The sequence below is a fragment of the Pseudomonas sp. FG43 genome, from assembly GCF_057809175.1.
This window is the reverse complement of sequence record NZ_JBMDJL010000030.1, coordinates 1-15,043: the sequence shown is the minus strand read 5'-3', so window position 1 is coordinate 15,043 and position 15,043 is coordinate 1. Positions and strand designations below refer to the sequence as shown.

General features: G+C 55.9%; 14 protein-coding genes and 1 pseudogene. 5 read left to right on the top strand and 10 right to left on the bottom strand.

The window, feature by feature from the left end:
• Nucleotides 1-127 precede the first annotated feature (127 nt).
• The 7 genes from ruvB to ACODS3_RS25375 all read right to left on the bottom strand — a co-directional run bounded on the left by ruvB (nucleotide 128) and on the right by ACODS3_RS25375 (nucleotide 6,684).
• On the bottom strand, nucleotides 128-1,186 hold the full coding sequence (gene ruvB / locus ACODS3_RS25405; RefSeq protein WP_304575002.1) for a Holliday junction branch migration DNA helicase RuvB: 1,059 nt from the start codon (nucleotides 1,184-1,186) through the stop codon (nucleotides 128-130).
• Nucleotides 1,187-1,795: a Holliday junction branch migration protein RuvA gene (gene ruvA, locus ACODS3_RS25400; protein ID WP_201003474.1), complete on the bottom strand. Its 609-nt coding sequence runs from the start codon at nucleotides 1,793-1,795 to the stop codon at nucleotides 1,187-1,189.
• 115 nt (nucleotides 1,796-1,910) lie between these two features.
• On the bottom strand, nucleotides 1,911-2,435 hold the full coding sequence (ruvC, locus tag ACODS3_RS25395; protein ID WP_201003476.1) for a crossover junction endodeoxyribonuclease RuvC: 525 nt from the start codon (nucleotides 2,433-2,435) through the stop codon (nucleotides 1,911-1,913).
• Between the two features lie 129 nt (nucleotides 2,436-2,564).
• The gene (locus tag ACODS3_RS25390; protein ID WP_025259001.1) at nucleotides 2,565-3,311 is read right to left on the bottom strand and encodes a YebC/PmpR family DNA-binding transcriptional regulator; all 747 of its coding nucleotides are present in this window, start codon (nucleotides 3,309-3,311) and stop codon (nucleotides 2,565-2,567) included.
• A gap of 133 nt (nucleotides 3,312-3,444) precedes the next feature.
• Nucleotides 3,445-5,220, bottom strand: a complete 1,776-nt coding sequence (gene aspS, locus ACODS3_RS25385; protein ID WP_201017857.1) for an aspartate--tRNA ligase — start codon at nucleotides 5,218-5,220, stop codon at nucleotides 3,445-3,447.
• A gap of 266 nt (nucleotides 5,221-5,486) precedes the next feature.
• A complete protein-coding gene (locus ACODS3_RS25380; RefSeq protein ID WP_201003808.1) occupies nucleotides 5,487-5,825 on the bottom strand; it encodes a ribbon-helix-helix domain-containing protein in 339 nt (112 codons plus the stop codon).
• A 385-nt stretch (nucleotides 5,826-6,210) separates the two neighbouring features.
• Nucleotides 6,211-6,684, bottom strand: coding sequence for a Dps family protein (locus ACODS3_RS25375; RefSeq protein ID WP_201003482.1), 474 nt, complete (start codon nucleotides 6,682-6,684; stop codon nucleotides 6,211-6,213).
• Nucleotides 6,685-7,132: 448 nt separating this feature from the next.
• Here ACODS3_RS25375 and ACODS3_RS25370 point away from each other — a divergent pair.
• Nucleotides 7,133-7,393 (top strand): annotated as a pseudogene (locus ACODS3_RS25370) (cold shock domain-containing protein membrane protein); the annotation flags it as partial.
• Nucleotides 7,394-7,501: 108 nt separating this feature from the next.
• Nucleotides 7,502-7,723: a cold shock domain-containing protein gene (locus ACODS3_RS25365; RefSeq protein WP_004667445.1), complete on the top strand. Its 222-nt coding sequence runs from the start codon at nucleotides 7,502-7,504 to the stop codon at nucleotides 7,721-7,723.
• A gap of 67 nt (nucleotides 7,724-7,790) precedes the next feature.
• Here the strand turns inward: ACODS3_RS25365 and ACODS3_RS25360 are convergent, their stop codons facing one another.
• Both ACODS3_RS25360 and ACODS3_RS25355 read right to left on the bottom strand, forming a co-directional pair.
• Nucleotides 7,791-7,997 carry a SlyX family protein gene (locus ACODS3_RS25360; RefSeq protein ID WP_201003485.1) on the bottom strand — a complete coding sequence of 69 codons (207 nt, stop codon included), beginning with the start codon at nucleotides 7,995-7,997 and terminating at the stop codon, nucleotides 7,791-7,793.
• 2 nt (nucleotides 7,998-7,999) lie between these two features.
• Entirely contained in the window at nucleotides 8,000-8,425 is a 426-nt protein-coding gene (locus tag ACODS3_RS25355; protein WP_201003487.1) for an HIT domain-containing protein, read from the bottom strand.
• A gap of 963 nt (nucleotides 8,426-9,388) precedes the next feature.
• Here ACODS3_RS25355 and ACODS3_RS25350 point away from each other — a divergent pair.
• The 3 genes from ACODS3_RS25350 to ACODS3_RS25340 all read left to right on the top strand — a co-directional run bounded on the left by ACODS3_RS25350 (nucleotide 9,389) and on the right by ACODS3_RS25340 (nucleotide 13,653).
• The gene (locus ACODS3_RS25350) at nucleotides 9,389-10,735 is read left to right on the top strand and encodes an OprD family porin (protein ID WP_201017859.1); all 1,347 of its coding nucleotides are present in this window, start codon (nucleotides 9,389-9,391) and stop codon (nucleotides 10,733-10,735) included.
• A gap of 172 nt (nucleotides 10,736-10,907) precedes the next feature.
• Nucleotides 10,908-12,623 (top strand): proline--tRNA ligase, encoded by a 1,716-nt coding sequence (locus ACODS3_RS25345; RefSeq protein WP_201003491.1) that lies wholly within the window; start codon nucleotides 10,908-10,910, stop codon nucleotides 12,621-12,623.
• 67 nt (nucleotides 12,624-12,690) lie between these two features.
• Nucleotides 12,691-13,653, top strand: coding sequence for a hypothetical protein (locus tag ACODS3_RS25340; RefSeq protein WP_201003493.1), 963 nt, complete (start codon nucleotides 12,691-12,693; stop codon nucleotides 13,651-13,653).
• Nucleotides 13,654-13,685: 32 nt separating this feature from the next.
• Here the strand turns inward: ACODS3_RS25340 and dinB are convergent, their stop codons facing one another.
• A complete protein-coding gene (gene dinB / locus ACODS3_RS25335; RefSeq protein ID WP_489036794.1) occupies nucleotides 13,686-14,744 on the bottom strand; it encodes a DNA polymerase IV in 1,059 nt (352 codons plus the stop codon).
• Nucleotides 14,745-15,043: the final 299 nt, after the last annotated feature.

Below are 15,043 nucleotides of genomic sequence, written 5' to 3'. Positions count from 1 at the left end.
CTTACTCCTCAGGTTGCCAATCGGGTCAGGCAACTGTTTTTCATGGTTTTGCCACTTATTGATGGCTTCAGCCATCACGCTGGCAATCTGACCACCAAAACTACAAATAAATCGGCGGTGGCCACTATTAATCGGTCGAGTCATCCACGAAATCCTCCGACGCAGACATCTCGCTCATTCTCGAAGGAATGTTCAGCCCAAAGTGCAGGTAGGCGTGCCGGGTAACGACTCGTCCACGCGGCGTACGCATGATATAGCCTTGCTGGATCAAATAGGGTTCCAGCACGTCTTCAATGGTGTGCCGCTCCTCACTGATGGCCGCAGCCAGGCTGTCTATGCCAACAGGACCGCCATCGAACTTCTCGATCATGGTCAGCAGAAGACGCCGGTCCTGATGGTCGAAACCATGTTCGTCGACATCCAGCAGGTTCAGTGCCTTGTCTGCCGTTTGCCGGGTGATCTGGCCATTACCGCGTACCTGGGCAAAATCCCGTACGCGCCGCAGCAAGCGGTTGGCAATACGCGGCGTTCCACGAGCACGACGGGCTATTTCAAAGGCCCCCTCAGGCTCGATGACCAGCCCGAGAATACCGGCGGAGCGCGACACGATAGTCGACAGGTCGGCCGTGCTGTAGAACTCAAGGCGCTGGACGATCCCGAAACGATCGCGCAACGGGTTGGTCAGCATGCCAGCGCGAGTCGTCGCCCCCACCAGCGTGAAAGGCGGCAGATCAAGCTTGATCGAGCGAGCGGCAGGCCCCTCACCAATCATGATGTCGAGCTGAAAGTCTTCCATCGCCGGGTACAGAACCTCTTCGACGATAGGCGACAACCGATGGATTTCATCGATGAACAGCACATCATGGGGTTCGAGGTTGGTCAGGATCGCGGCCAGATCCCCGGGACGCTCCAGCACGGGGCCGGACGTGCTTTTGATCGACACCGACATTTCCTGGGCAATGATATTGGCCAGCGTGGTCTTGCCCAGCCCCGGCGGGCCGAAGATCAAGGTGTGATCCAGCGATTCATTGCGCCCACGCGCGGCCTGGATGAACAGCTCCATCTGCTCGCGCACCGTCGGCTGACCAATGTAGTCAGCCAGACTCAGAGGGCGAATGGCGCGGTCCAGTTGTTCTTCACGATCACGACCACTGCTGGCGGTAATCAGGCGATCAGCTTCAATCACTTACGCCATCCCCTTCAAAGCACGTCGGATCAGATCTGCACTGCTCAAGCCTTTTTCCTTGATCGCAGAGACGGCCTTGCTCGCCTCTTGAGGTTTATAGCCCAGGGAAATCAGCGCGCTGACCGCATCGGACTCGGCAGACGCCACCGGCTCGGGCTGATTCGGACCACTGGATACCAGCGTAAATGTGCCGGGTAGTGCCTCCCAGGCCTTGAAACGGTCCTTGAGTTCGACCAACAGACGCTCGGCAGTCTTCTTGCCGACCCCCGGAATCCGGGTCAGGGCCGAAGTATCCTGCGCCTGAACGCAGCGCACCAGCTCATCGACCTCAAGGCCCGACATCAAGGCAAGTGCCAGCTTCGGGCCGACACCATTGAGGCGAATCAGCTCACGAAACAGCTCACGCTCGCGCTTCTCGTAAAAACCATAGAGCAAATGCGCATCTTCGCGAACCACCAGATGGGTATGCAAGGTCACTGGCTCACCCACATGCGGCAAGCGGTAAAGCGTCGTCATGGGTACTTCCAGCTCATAGCCGACGCCATTGACGTCCAGCACCAGATGCGGTGGCTGTTTCTCGGCGAGAAAGCCACGTAAACGTCCAATCACGTATCAGATCCTTTCGTCTTGCCCATCGTTGGCATCGCCAGCGCGAAAAATATGAACACCATCATCACAGGAGTCGCCAGACCTGCAAGTAAAAATATGCATGCGAATGATGCAGTCAGAGACGTAACCGGCCACCGCGGCTGCGCGCAGTCCCCAGACCATGGGGAATCAGGCTTGAACGTGTGTGCGCATGACACAGCGCAATAGCCAGGGCATCGGATGCATCGATCTGGGGTTTCTGGGTCAGCTTGAGCAAATGCATGACCATCATCATCACCTGCTCCTTGTTGGCGCCACCGGTTCCGGCCACCGCCTGCTTGACCTGAGTTGCCGTGTACTCGGCGATCTCCAGGCCTTCCTCGGCACCCGCCACAATGGCCGCCCCCCTGGCCTGCCCCAGCTTCAGTGCAGAATCGGCATTGCGGGCCATGAAGACCTTTTCGATTCCCATGGTGACCGGGCCATAGGTCTGGATGACCTCCCGCACACCGCGAAACACAATCTGCAACCGCTCCTGCAACTCGCCAGCCCCCGTGCGAATGCAGCCCGAAGCCACATAGACACAACCACGCCCGGTATCACGCACAACGCCATAACCGGTGATTCGCGAACCGGGGTCGATACCAAGAATAAGAGTCATAACACCCGCAGCTTGAGAACTAACGCAAAACAATGAATGCAGCATAAAGGCAGAAGCCGGAGGCCGATAGCGGCGTGATGATCACCGCTTCCTGCCCCCGGCCTCCAATGTACAACCGACAACCCTTGATCAGCCAAGCTGTTCCAGGACGTCATCGGGAATTTCCGCATTGGAATAGACGTTCTGCACGTCATCCAGGTCTTCAAGCATGTCGATCAGCTTGAGAACCTTTTCTGCGGTTTCCAGATCGAGCACCGCACTGGTCGTCGGCAACATGACGATTTCTGCGTCGGATGCCTTGAAACCAGCTGCTTCCAGCGCATTGCGAACCGCGTAGAAACCGGCGAACGACGTAAACACGTCGATGGAGCCATCTTCATTGCTCACGACGTCATCGGCATCAGCCTCCATCGCCGCTTCGATCAGTGCATCTTCATCGACACCGGCAGCAAACGAGATCTGCCCCTTGCGATCGAACAGATAAGCTACGGAACCGTCAGTACCCAGGTTGCCGCCACACTTGGTAAAGGCATGACGTACGGCAGCGGCGGTACGGTTACGGTTGTCGGTCATGGCCTCGACCATGATAGCGACACCGCCAGGACCATAGCCCTCGTAACCCAGCTCCTCGACATCATTGCCATCGTCCGCACCGACACCACGCGCAACAGCACGGTCGATGGTGTCACGGGTCATGTTGGCGCCAAGGGCCTTGTCCAGCGCCAGACGCAGACGCGGGTTGGAACCTGGATCACCGCCACCCTGACGGGCAGCGACAGTCAGTTCACGAATCCACTTGGTGAAGATCTTGCCTTTCTTGGCATCCTGACGCTCTTTGCGGTGCTTGATGTTCGCCCACTTAGAATGACCTGCCATTTCTCGCTCCAGATTCTTTTTGAAACACCTTCACCTTTCACCCGCACACACGGGCAAAAGGCTTTTTACTCGACAAGGCACAGCCTGGAAAACCTGCAATGCGGGACGCATCAAGAATGCGCCCCGCCCCGCATCACTCGGCCTTCTGCTGCTCGCGCAGACGAATGTGCAGCTCACGCAGAGCCTTGGCATCCACGACACCAGGAGCCTGGGTCATGACGTCGGCAGCGCTCTGGGTTTTCGGGAAGGCGATCACTTCACGGATCGACTGGGCACCTGTCATCAGCATCACCAGACGGTCCAGGCCGAAAGCCAGACCGCCATGAGGTGGTGCGCCGTACTTCAGAGCGTCGAGCAGGAAGCCGAACTTCTCTTGCTGCTCGTCTTCCTTGATGCCCAGCAGACGGAATACCGCTTGCTGCATTTCCTTGCGGTGGATACGGATCGAACCACCGCCCAGCTCGGTACCGTTGAGCACCATGTCGTAAGCGCGGGACAGCGCCTTGCCAGGGTTGGCTTCCAGCTCTTCAGGGGTACACTTTGGTGCCGTGAAGGGGTGGTGCAACGCGCTGAAGCTGCCGTCGTCGTTCTCTTCGAACATCGGGAAGTCGACGACCCACATCGGAGCCCACTCGCAGGTGTGCAGCTTGAAATCGTTACCAACCTTGATACGCAGCGCACCCAGGGCCTCGCTGACGATCTTGGCCTTGTCCGCGCCGAAGAACACGATATCGCCATCAACCGCGCCAACGCGATCGAGGATCACATTGAGGTTGGCTTCCGGGATGTTCTTGACGATTGGCGATTGCAGGCCATCAACGCCATTGGCGCGCTCGTTGACCTTGATGTACGCCAGGCCCTTGGCACCGTAGATGCTGACGAACTTTGTATAATCGTCGATCTGTTTACGCGGAATACTTGCACCGCCTGGAACGCGCAATGCGGCAATCCGGCATTTCGGATCGTTGGCAGGACCGCTGAAAACCTTGAACTCGACTTCCTTGAGCTGATCGGCAACATCGACCAGTTCCAGAGGGTTGCGCAGGTCCGGCTTGTCGGAGCCATAGCGACGCATGGCTTCTTCAAAGGTCATGTGCGGGAATTCACCGAATTCCAGATCCAGCACTTCCTTGAACAGCTGACGAACCATTTTCTCGGTCAGACCGATGATGTCTTCTTCATTGAGGAAGCTGGTCTCGATGTCGATCTGAGTGAACTCAGGCTGACGGTCGGCACGCAGGTCTTCGTCACGGAAGCATTTGGCGATCTGGTAGTAACGGTCGAAGCCGGCCACCATCAGCAACTGCTTGAACAGTTGAGGCGATTGCGGCAGGGCAAAGAAACTGCCCGGGTGTGTGCGGCTTGGCACCAGATAGTCGCGAGCGCCTTCAGGCGTGGCGCGAGTCAGGATAGGCGTCTCGACGTCCAGGAAGCCGTTGTCGTCGAGATAGCGACGGATGCTGGTGGTGATGCGCGAGCGCAGACGCAGCTTCTCGGCCATTTCCGGGCGACGCAGATCGATGAAGCGATAACGCAGGCGCGTCTCTTCACCGACATCGGAATATTCGTTCAGCGGGAACGGCGGAGTCTCCGATTCGTTCAGGACTTCCAGCTCGTAACCCAGCACTTCAATGGCACCGGAGGCCATATTGGCGTTGACGGCACCCGCCGGGCGGGCACGCACCTTGCCGACGACCTTGACGACATATTCGCTGCGCACACGGTCGGCAGCGGCAAAGGTATCGGCACGATCCGGATCGAACACCACCTGGGCCATGCCTTCACGGTCGCGGATATCGAGGAAGATAACGCCCCCGTGGTCACGACGACGGTGGACCCATCCGCAAAGGGTAATTTCCTGACCTTCCAGACTTTCGTTCAGTTGGCCGCAATAATGGCTGCGCATCATGATGGTGTGTTCACTTCTCGTAATTCGAAATTCGGTGGGGCATTCGCTCCTGGCCTGCGCTCGATAGTGCAATGCACCGGCACCCGGTTCAAGCCAGACCCTGCAACGCAGAGCCATGCCCGCCAGCAAGGCGAAGGATTATATAGAGTTAATCGAGGCCGTGCAGCCGAACGAACTCATCCTGTCTGGATAAGTTCGTATTCGTGCCGGGCAACAGGCTTGCGACACCGCTCGAAAGGCCCGCCAGAGGCGAACCCGAAGAAACATCAGGCCTGAGCCTCAAGACGATCGGCCTTCAAAAGGTGAGCGACGCAGACAACGCGGATCAGCCCGCTAAAGTTCTTTACACCGCCGTAACGCAAGTGAACCTCCCTGTCGATATAGGAGAGCACTGCATTCACGGAGCAATTATTGGATCGGGCAATCGCCGACAGTATGTTCCAGTAGACCTTTTCCAGACGCAGGCAGGTCGCCAACCCATTAAGCCGCACCGATTTGGAGTGCGGCTGTGCCAGATTCATATTGAAGTCTTCGACAAAAGGATCATTGCGTATAGACGAATGCCTGCTTAAATCTTTGACCTCACGTTCAACACCTCTAACCATGGCCGATCCACCTTCTAAAAAATCAATTCGAACACTAATAAGAAACATTTAAAAATAAATAAATGCGACTCCTATAAGGCCCGATTAAAGATCTTATATCCAGTAGAACCAACACCTTGACGTTGTAGGAGATGACTACAAGAGAACAAGGAAGAAAGAATTCAAGACAGCGCTATAACTTAAGTGCGACAACCAAATGCGTTTAATATTTATATTTTACATTTGCATAACAAGCGACGAGAACACACGGCGCAGGGTTGGCCAAAGGCCCGATACAGGCCGAATGCCCTGACAGAATGATCGCCGCAAGACGCGCGTCGCCATCTGCAAAAACGGCAACGCGCCCTGAGACGAGCAGCAGGCAGGCGCTGCTGCTCTTCAGCTGTTACCTGGACTCAAGCATCGAACGCAACATCCACGCAGTTTTCTCGTGAACCTGCATGCGCTGTGTCAGCAAGTCGGCAGTAGGCTCGTCACTGGCTGTCTCCAGCAGAGGAAAAAGGCTACGTGCTGTGCGGACAACAGCCTCTTGGCCCTGAACCAGACTTTTGATCATATCTTCAGCACTTGGCACACCTTCTTCTTCCTTGATCGAAGACAGGCGAGCATAAGTCGAATACGTGCCCGGCGCCGGGAACCCGAGAGCACGAATACGTTCAGCGATGGAGTCTACCGCCAGTGCCAACTCGTTATATTGCTCTTCAAACATCAGGTGCAGTGTGCGAAACATCGGCCCACTGACATTCCAGTGAAAGTTGTGAGTCTTGAGGTAAAGTACATAAGTATCTGCAAGCAGATGCGAAAGACCGTCTACGATCGATTTGCGATCCTCTTCACTGATACCGATATCGATTGCCATGTTTCATGCCCTTTTAGATGAGGATTGGAAAGCAGTAACAGCGCTACTTTATCAAGAGACGCCAACGGGCGCAGCCTTCTATTGGTGCACTCGCTCAAATAGGCACATCCATACAGGAAAGTAGCACCTGAATCGTCAAGCCTGTCTGACTCCCTGACGGCAAAACGAGTTCCATGAATTCGCCAGAACCCGGCCAGAGGCTCTATCTCAAGGCTATCGAAGAGGACGCTTTATTGGCGCCAACAAAGCAGCAAGGCCGCACAGGTACTTGATTTGAGTAGACTTCGGCTTTGCTGTTAAATACACAACGTGTCGCTACCGATCCTGCCATCCGGCTGTAGCGCATAGGCTGGACCATCGCTCGTGCATCACGCCTCCACTTTTTCAGAAGCGTACCGGGCGCTACCAGCTATTTCCTTGTGATCCTTCTTAATGTGAGCTTTTTAAAATGTTGAAAATCGTCCACCTGGTAACGGGAGCAGCAGCCTTGCTGCTTTCCTTCATACCCAGCCTGCGCAGTGAAATGCTGCAACCCGATGCGCTTTATCTGGCTTTCTTCGGGCTTCTCAACCTGGTGCTTGCTCCAGTGATTCCCTATTGGAACCGGGGACCACGTCACAACCTGCAAAATCTGGTCAGTGCACTGCTTGTTCTTGCCGTCATCATACAAATCCTTACCCTGCTCGTTCCGCTCGATAAAATCGCTGGTCAACCGGCAATCATCATCAGCCTGATTGTCGCCATAGTTGCCGTTGCACTTCATCTGGGAGTCAGCTTCTACAGATCCTCGCCTTCACCGGCACCTCAAAGCCACGACCTGGGCAATCGCGATACAGGCACCGTGAAGTGGTTCAATACCTCCAAGGGCTTCGGTTTCATCTCGCGCGATTCCGGCGACGATATCTTCGTACACTTTCGTGCCATCCGCGGTGAAGGTCACCGCGTACTCGTCGAAGGTCAGCGCGTAGAGTTCTCCGTGATGAACCGCGACAAAGGCCTGCAAGCCGAAGACGTCATCGCCGCATTGCCGCGCCGCTGATTTCTGCCGCCCCATAAAAAACCGCGCCTTCCTCAGGGAAAGCGCGGTTTTTTTATTGCTGCAAACATCAGTAATGAGGCGGCGGAGCGTCCTCTACGAACGTATCGAACTGGCTACCCATTTCTTCCTGACGCTTGAGCATCGCGGTCATTTGCAACTGCAATCGATCCAGCTCACGTCGCTGTATCACCAGCACATCATTCAACGCCTGAAGCGTATCCTCCTGAAAAGTCAGGCGGCTTTCCAACTCCATGACTCGCTCATCAAGGTTCATGATCACTCACCCTCAAATCGGAAATCTTGCGTCAATACCGGCCTCAATCGCTCGAGAACGGCTGCGAACTGTTCGTCTGTATAAGGAAGGGCCGGATGCTTGCCCCACACAGGCGCGGGCCAGGCTGCATCATCACGCTTGCGAACGATGACATGCATGTGAAGCTGACTGACGACATTACCCAGCGCCGCAACATTGAGTTTATCAGCGTCGAATGCACTCTTCAGGATTTGAGACAGAGCGGTGGTTTCCTGCCACAACTGCAATTGATCCTGAGCCTCAAGCTGAAAGACTTCGCTGATATCAGCGCGACGCGGCACCAGGATGAACCATGGGTAGCGCGAGTCATTGGACAATAAAAGCCTGCACAACGGGAAATCACCGACAGGCAAAGAGTCCTGCTTGAGACGCGAATCCAGAACGAACACGATAAAACCCCCGATTTGCCAGGTTGAATGTCTAACCTGCCCCGCAAGAGTGCGGCGCCTCGTATAGCCCGGCAGGATACGCAGGATCGGACAGCGCTTCACCCTTCTGAGCACATTTCATCACGATCCGCCGATACGCCCCCCGGCAAACCGGCGCACCACCCTGCCCCACCTCCAATGAAAACCGCACCAGTTTGATACCGGAAGCCACTCGTCAGCCGGCGAGGCACTTGCAGGTGAAGGCAGAAGAAAACCGGCAAAAACCGGCACATGAACATAAAAATGAAACAACGTCGTGCCAACCCTATTGGCAGGCAAAGACCGGGATCCATGTTATGGCAGCCTTTCGGAGCGGCGCACCAAAACGAAACACTTTGGTATACCAAAAAGAGCGCTGATCTGCGATTTACTCAAATCCCGGTGCAGTCAGTAACATTTCCTGACTTCCCGACACCTCAACCGGTCATTGATCGGTCCGCAAAGCCCGTTTTTCACAGAAAAAATAAATCAATCAAAATCATATGCTTACGACAAAAACCCCAAGTAAAAACTGAAATCTCACATTTTTTTTCAAATATTTTGAACTTTGTGCACGCTTGTTGCTTCAACACTCACACGACCTGAATGACTCTGGCGGAAAACAGGGACATCAGGACCAAGGGAATAGCAGTTCACAGCTTTGAGCACCTATCCTGAAAGGCGATCTGTAGCTGGATCATTTCAACGCGGATACAAGGGCCTGAAGATAGCAAAGCTGGATACATGATAAGGAAATGATGCATTTGCGACCTGCGTGAAACTTTTAGCGACAACGCCGTAAAGATTCTGGAAAGACAGGGCAGCAACTATCGTAACTACCGTCAGCGTGAGATAGATTTTCGCCGACAAAAAAAGAAAGAGCCGCCCAGATAAAAAAACAGGTGGGACGGCCTGAATCTTCTTAAAACCAAAGGAGCAATCACGATGAGAGTGATGAAGTGGAGCGCAATCGCACTGGCAATTACTGCAGCCAGCGCCCAAATGGCAACAGCAGCACCGTTCGTCAGTGACCAGTCTGAAGCCAAGGGCTTTGTAGAGGGCAGCACTCTTGACCTGAAGTTGCGCAACTACTATTACGACCGTGACAAGAAAAACACCACTGGCCCTAGCCGTCGCGACGACAAAGACTGGACTCAAGGTCTGTGGGTCAACTATAGCTCCGGCTACACCCAAGGCACCGTTGGCGTCGGCGTAGAAGCATTCGGCTACTTCGGCCTGAAACTGGACGGCCAGAAAAAATACTCCGGTTCCGGCAACCTGGTAACCAGCTCCGACGGCACCAACGAAGACAGTTTTGGTAAAGGCGGCGGCGCAGTCAAATTCCGCGTCTCGAAAACCGAACTGAAAGTCGGCGACATGCAACCTGCCAACCCGGTATTTGCCGTCGGCGGCTCCCGCCTCCTGCCTCAGACTGCCAGCGGTATCAGCCTGCAAAGCAGCGAGATCGCTGGGCTTGACTTGGAAGCGGGCCATTTCTACTCTGGCACCAGCCAGGATGACACCAACCGTAGCGGCAAGATTTTTGCGAGCTACGCCAATAACTTTGATGGTGAAGAAGCCAATAGCGCAGATTTCATTGGTGGCAAATATGCAATCACCGAGAACCTTGGCGTAGCGTTCTACGCTTCAAGACTTGAAGACATCTGGAATCAGTACTACGGCAACGTGAATTACGCCCTGCCTCTGGGTGGCGATCAGTCTCTGGCATTCGACGCCAATATCTATCGCACTCTCGACGAAGGCAGCGCCAAGGCTGGCTCGATCAATAACACTGCAGCCTCCGGCTCTGTCGCTTACTCCTTCGCAGCGGCTCACACAGTCACTCTGGCCTTCCAGAAGATCGACGGTAATACTCCGTTCGACTACATCGGTATCGGTGACAACAACCGCGCTGCTGACTCGATCTTCCTGAACAACTCCGTTCAGTACTCCGACTTCAACGCCCCTAACGAGAAGTCCTGGCAGGCTCGCTACGACCTGAACATGGCTCCTTACGGCGTACCGGGTCTGAGCTTCATGACTCGCTACCTGCGCGGCTATGACATCGATGGCACCAAGACCCCTACTAACAGCGCATATGCTGGTATGTATGGCGAAGACGGCAAACACCACGAAACCAACCTTGAAGCCAAATACGTCGTACAAGCCGGCCCGGCCAAGGACTTGTCCTTCCGTATCCGTCAAGCATGGCACCGTGGCAACGATGCTCAGGCAGACGGCGACGTCAACGAGTTCCGCCTGATCGTCGACTACCCGATTTCGGTCCTGTAATCACAGGCCGGTCTCTGCTACTTGAAAAAGCCCGGCTCGATTGCCGGGTTTTTTCATATCGCCACAAAAGTACTACCCTGAGACTCACCGCCAGCCGCGCGCTGTACGCGACCGGCACACCACCGTACAATGCCGGGTCATTTCCAGTCCCAGCAACAGACAACGGCCAACCATGCGCACCAGTCAATTTTTGCTCGCCACACAGAAAGAAACCCCTTCAGATGCAGTCGTGGTCAGCCATCAGCTGATGCTGCGTGCTGGCATGATCCGCAAGCTGGCTTCCGGCCTCTACACCTGGCTGCCCATGGGCCTGCGCGTATTGCGCAAGGTAGAAGCCATCGTTCGTGAAGAAATGGACGCTGCCGGCGCACTCGAAATACTGATGCCGGGTATCCAGCCCGCAGAACTGTGGCAGGAATCCGGTCGCTGGGAGCAATACGGCCCCGAGCTGATGCGCCTGGTAGATCGCCACAACCGTGATTTCTGCCTGGGCCCGACCCACGAAGAGGTCATTACCGATCTGGCACGCAACGAGCTCAACAGCTACAAGCAGTTGCCGATCAACATGTACCAGATCCAGACCAAGTTCCGCGACGAGATCCGCCCACGCTTCGGCTTGATGCGCGGTCGCGAATTCGTCATGAAGGACGCCTATTCGTTCCACGCCGATCATGCTTCGTTGCAGGAAACCTACGACCGCATGCATCTGGCCTACAGCAACGTATTCACCCGTCTGGGCCTGAAGTTCCGCCCTGTCGAGGCCGATAACGGCTCCATCGGCGGCGCTGGCTCCCACGAGTTCCACGTGCTGGCAGACTCCGGTGAAGACGACATCGTCTTCAGCAATGGCTCCGATTACGCAGCCAACATCGAGAAGGCCGAAGCAATACCACGCGAGAAGTCCCGCGGTGCTGCAACTGAAGAGCTGCGACTGGTCGACACCCCGGATGCAAAGACCATCGCGCAACTGGTCGAAGGCTTCAACCTGCCAATCGAAAAGACCGTCAAGACACTGGTCGTCCACGCTGCCGAAGAAGGCAAGCTGGTCGCGCTGATCATTCGTGGCGACCACGAACTCAACGAGATCAAGGCCGCCAACCTGGAACAGGTCGCCAGCCCGCTGGTGATGGCATCCGAAGCCGAACTGCGTGACGCCATCGGCGCAGGCGCAGGCTCCCTGGGCCCACTGAATCTGCCACTGCCCTGCATCATCGACCGCTCTGTCGAGCTGATGAGCGACTTTGCCGTTGGCGCCAACATCGACGACAAGCACTACTTTGGCGTCAACTGGGAACGCGACCTGCCTGTACCTGCCGTTGCCGACCTGCGCAACGTTGTCGCCGGCGACCCGAGCCCGGACGGCAAAGGCACGCTTGAAATCAAGCGCGGCATTGAAGTCGGCCATATCTTCCAGCTGGGCACCAAGTACAGCGAAGCGATGAAGTGCCAGGTACTGGGCGAAAACGGCAAGCCAGTCAACCTGACCATGGGTTGCTACGGTATCGGCGTTTCCCGCGTTGTCGCAGCTGCCATCGAGCAGAACAGCGATGAAAACGGGATCATCTGGAACGACACCCTGACGCCTTTCCATATTGCACTGGTTCCATTGCGCTATGAGACGGAAGCCGTTCGTGAAGCGACAGACAAGCTGTATGCCGAGCTGACCGCCGCGGGCTTTGAAGTACTGCTCGATGACCGCGACAAGAAAACCAGCCCAGGCATCAAGTTCGCCGACATGGAGCTGATCGGTATTCCGCATCGCATCGTGGTCAGTGATCGTGGTCTGGCCGAAGGCAATCTGGAATACAAGAGCCGAATCGAGTCGCAACCACAAGCCATTGCGGTCGCCGACGTGCTGTCGTTCATCCAGGGCCGTGTGAAGCGCTGAGTCACAGGTGCGCCCGTTCATGCGGGCGCGCCACTCATCACATGCCCAATCCGCATCAAGAGATCCCATGTTCAGACGAAGCACCCTAAGCCTCGGCAGCGCCGTTCTATGCGGTACTTTCCTCGTCAGCGGTTGTGCCAATCAGTTGTCACAACGCAGCGAGCACGAAGAACGCATAGAGCGCAAACTGCTGGAACACACTCTGCAGATCGATATCGGCGAGCCCAAGACGCTTGAGCTGCCACAGCGCCGGGTGCGGATTCACGAGCATAAGTCCTTTGAAGTCACTGACTTTGAAGTGACCCGCCATTACGACCGCTACACCCCCTATCAACCCTGGCGGGAAATCTACGAAATTCCGCTGGGAGCCGTTGCCGTGGTGGCCGGCATCGGCGCCAACGTGGTCAATGTCTTCGCTCTCGGCACACTGCCCGACAGCGTGACCAAAGACTGGATCAATTACGGCGTTGCCGGCCTCAATCCTTTCATGAACGCACCGTCCCATGGCCGGGCGCAGCAGAACCTGGCCAGCATCGATGAAGTCCAGAAGGACAAGAGAATCGAGAACTCCACCCTGCCCTGGAACGAACGCCCGGTCATGGTGAAGGCAGGCAACGAAACCCACGAACTGAATACGGATCGCAACGGGGTTCTGCGTCTCAACCTGCTCGACAGCCCGTTTGCCGAACAGGATCTGAGCCGCGTCACTCGCCTGTACCTCAATATCGAGGATGATCAGGACAACGCGCATGCCAATGCCAGCCTGCCTATCAGCCAGTCACTGCGGGGCAAGCTGCTGGAAGCTCATGAGCTGATCTACGACGATCTGGAAGACGATGAAGTCAAACAGTGGGTCCATCGGGTCAAGCGTCTTTCGGAACTGGGCCTTGAAGAAGAAGCCAGCGAGCTGGAGCAGAGCCTGATCGAGCTGACACGCAACGATCCTCAACTGCAAAACGAGTTTCTCAAGTCCCTGGCCAAGGATGCTGGCCGCCTTGTGGCACCTGCCACAGATCCTGATAGCGAATAACGAGCAGGCTCCTTGCAAGGAGCCTGCAACTATCAGGTAAACAGCTCCAACTGCTCATGAGCGCCGCGCAAATCATGCAGGCGCACACCGATCCCCAGCAATCGCACCGGCTTGGCGCCACGCGCAAAAGCCTGGGTCAGCAATTGCTCATAACTGCCCAGATCCCGCCCGGCTCCCGACTGCTCCAGTGTGGTCTGGGTAAAGTCATGGAACTTCACTTTGACGAACGGCTTGCCGGGACGATATTGACCGGCCATTCGCTCCATGCGTACGCCCAGGGTTTCCAGTAAGGCTGGCAATTTCTCCAGGCAACTGGCCAGATCGGGCAAATCCGTGTCGTAGGTATTTTCGACACTCACAGACTGGCGCCTGCTGTCATTCTGCACCGGACGATCATCGATCCCGAACGCCAGATTCCAGAGCCGCTCGCCAAAACTGCCGAACTCACGCACCAGCGCCAGCTTGCTCCAGCGACGCAAGTCCATACAACTGATGATGCCCAGCCTCCCCAGCTTGTCAGCGGTGACCTTGCCGACACCGTGCAGCTTGCTGACCGGCAGCGAGGCGACAAAATCCTCGACCTGATCGGGCGTTATCACAAACAGCCCGTTGGGTTTCTTCCAGTCACTGGCGATCTTGGCCAGAAACTTGTTGGGCGCCACGCCAGCCGAAACCGTGATGTGCAACTGGTTCGAGACCCTGCGCCGGATATCCTGAGCGATACGAGTCGCACTACCGGAGAAATGGCTGGCATCGGACACATCCAGAAAAGCCTCGTCCAGCGATAGCGGTTCGATAAGGTCGGTGTAATCGCGAAAAATGCCCTGGATTTCCCGAGAAGCTTCTTTATAGGCATCCATGCGCGGCTTGACGATGTTCAGGTCCGGGCACAGCGTCAAAGCGTGACGCGAGGACATCGCCGAACGCACCCCATAAGCACGGGCTTCATAGTTGCAGGTCGCAATCACCCCTCTCTTGTCCGGCGACCCACCGACAGCCAGCGGCTTGCTGGCAAGGCTCGGGTCGTCTCGCATTTCGATGGCTGCATAAAAGCAGTCACAGTCGATATGGATGATTTTGCGCTGAGTCATGAAAGGCGATTTTGCAATCAATGGCCGTGCAGTATCGCATTGGTGTCAGGAAGTGACACTCATGATGCCAAATCAATGCATCGGAAAAGCGGCCCCACACTGGCACACAGAGCTTTCAGCCCGTCAGACAAGCCTCCATATCCGATGTACCGCAAGCCTTGCATCGCTAACCATTTGAAGAAAAAAGCATTTTTTGAAACTAATGATTGACAGCCATGCGTTCCCCTGTAGAATGCCGCCCTATCAGACGCGGGATGGAGCAGCCTGGTAGCTCGTCGGGCTCATAACCCGAAGGTCGT

What these genes read in the sequence shown, in the direction of transcription:
- ruvC (WP_201003476.1), bottom strand. Translation starts at nt 2,435, where the DNA reads ATGACTCTTATTCTTGGTATCGACCCCGGTTCGCGAATCACCGGTTAT.
- ACODS3_RS25390 (WP_025259001.1), bottom strand. Translation starts at nt 3,311, where the DNA reads ATGGCAGGTCATTCTAAGTGGGCGAACATCAAGCACCGCAAAGAGCGT.
- aspS (WP_201017857.1), bottom strand. Translation starts at nt 5,220, where the DNA reads ATGATGCGCAGCCATTATTGCGGCCAACTGAACGAAAGTCTGGAAGGT.
- ACODS3_RS25380 (WP_201003808.1), bottom strand. Translation starts at nt 5,825, where the DNA reads ATGGTTAGAGGTGTTGAACGTGAGGTCAAAGATTTAAGCAGGCATTCG.
- ACODS3_RS25375 (WP_201003482.1), bottom strand. Translation starts at nt 6,684, where the DNA reads ATGGCAATCGATATCGGTATCAGTGAAGAGGATCGCAAATCGATCGTA.
- ACODS3_RS25360 (WP_201003485.1), bottom strand. Translation starts at nt 7,997, where the DNA reads ATGAACCTTGATGAGCGAGTCATGGAGTTGGAAAGCCGCCTGACTTTT.
- ACODS3_RS25350 (WP_201017859.1), top strand. Translation starts at nt 9,389, where the DNA reads ATGAGAGTGATGAAGTGGAGCGCAATCGCACTGGCAATTACTGCAGCC.
- ACODS3_RS25345 (WP_201003491.1), top strand. Translation starts at nt 10,908, where the DNA reads ATGCGCACCAGTCAATTTTTGCTCGCCACACAGAAAGAAACCCCTTCA.
- ACODS3_RS25340 (WP_201003493.1), top strand. Translation starts at nt 12,691, where the DNA reads ATGTTCAGACGAAGCACCCTAAGCCTCGGCAGCGCCGTTCTATGCGGT.
- dinB (WP_489036794.1), bottom strand. Translation starts at nt 14,744, where the DNA reads ATGACTCAGCGCAAAATCATCCATATCGACTGTGACTGCTTTTATGCA.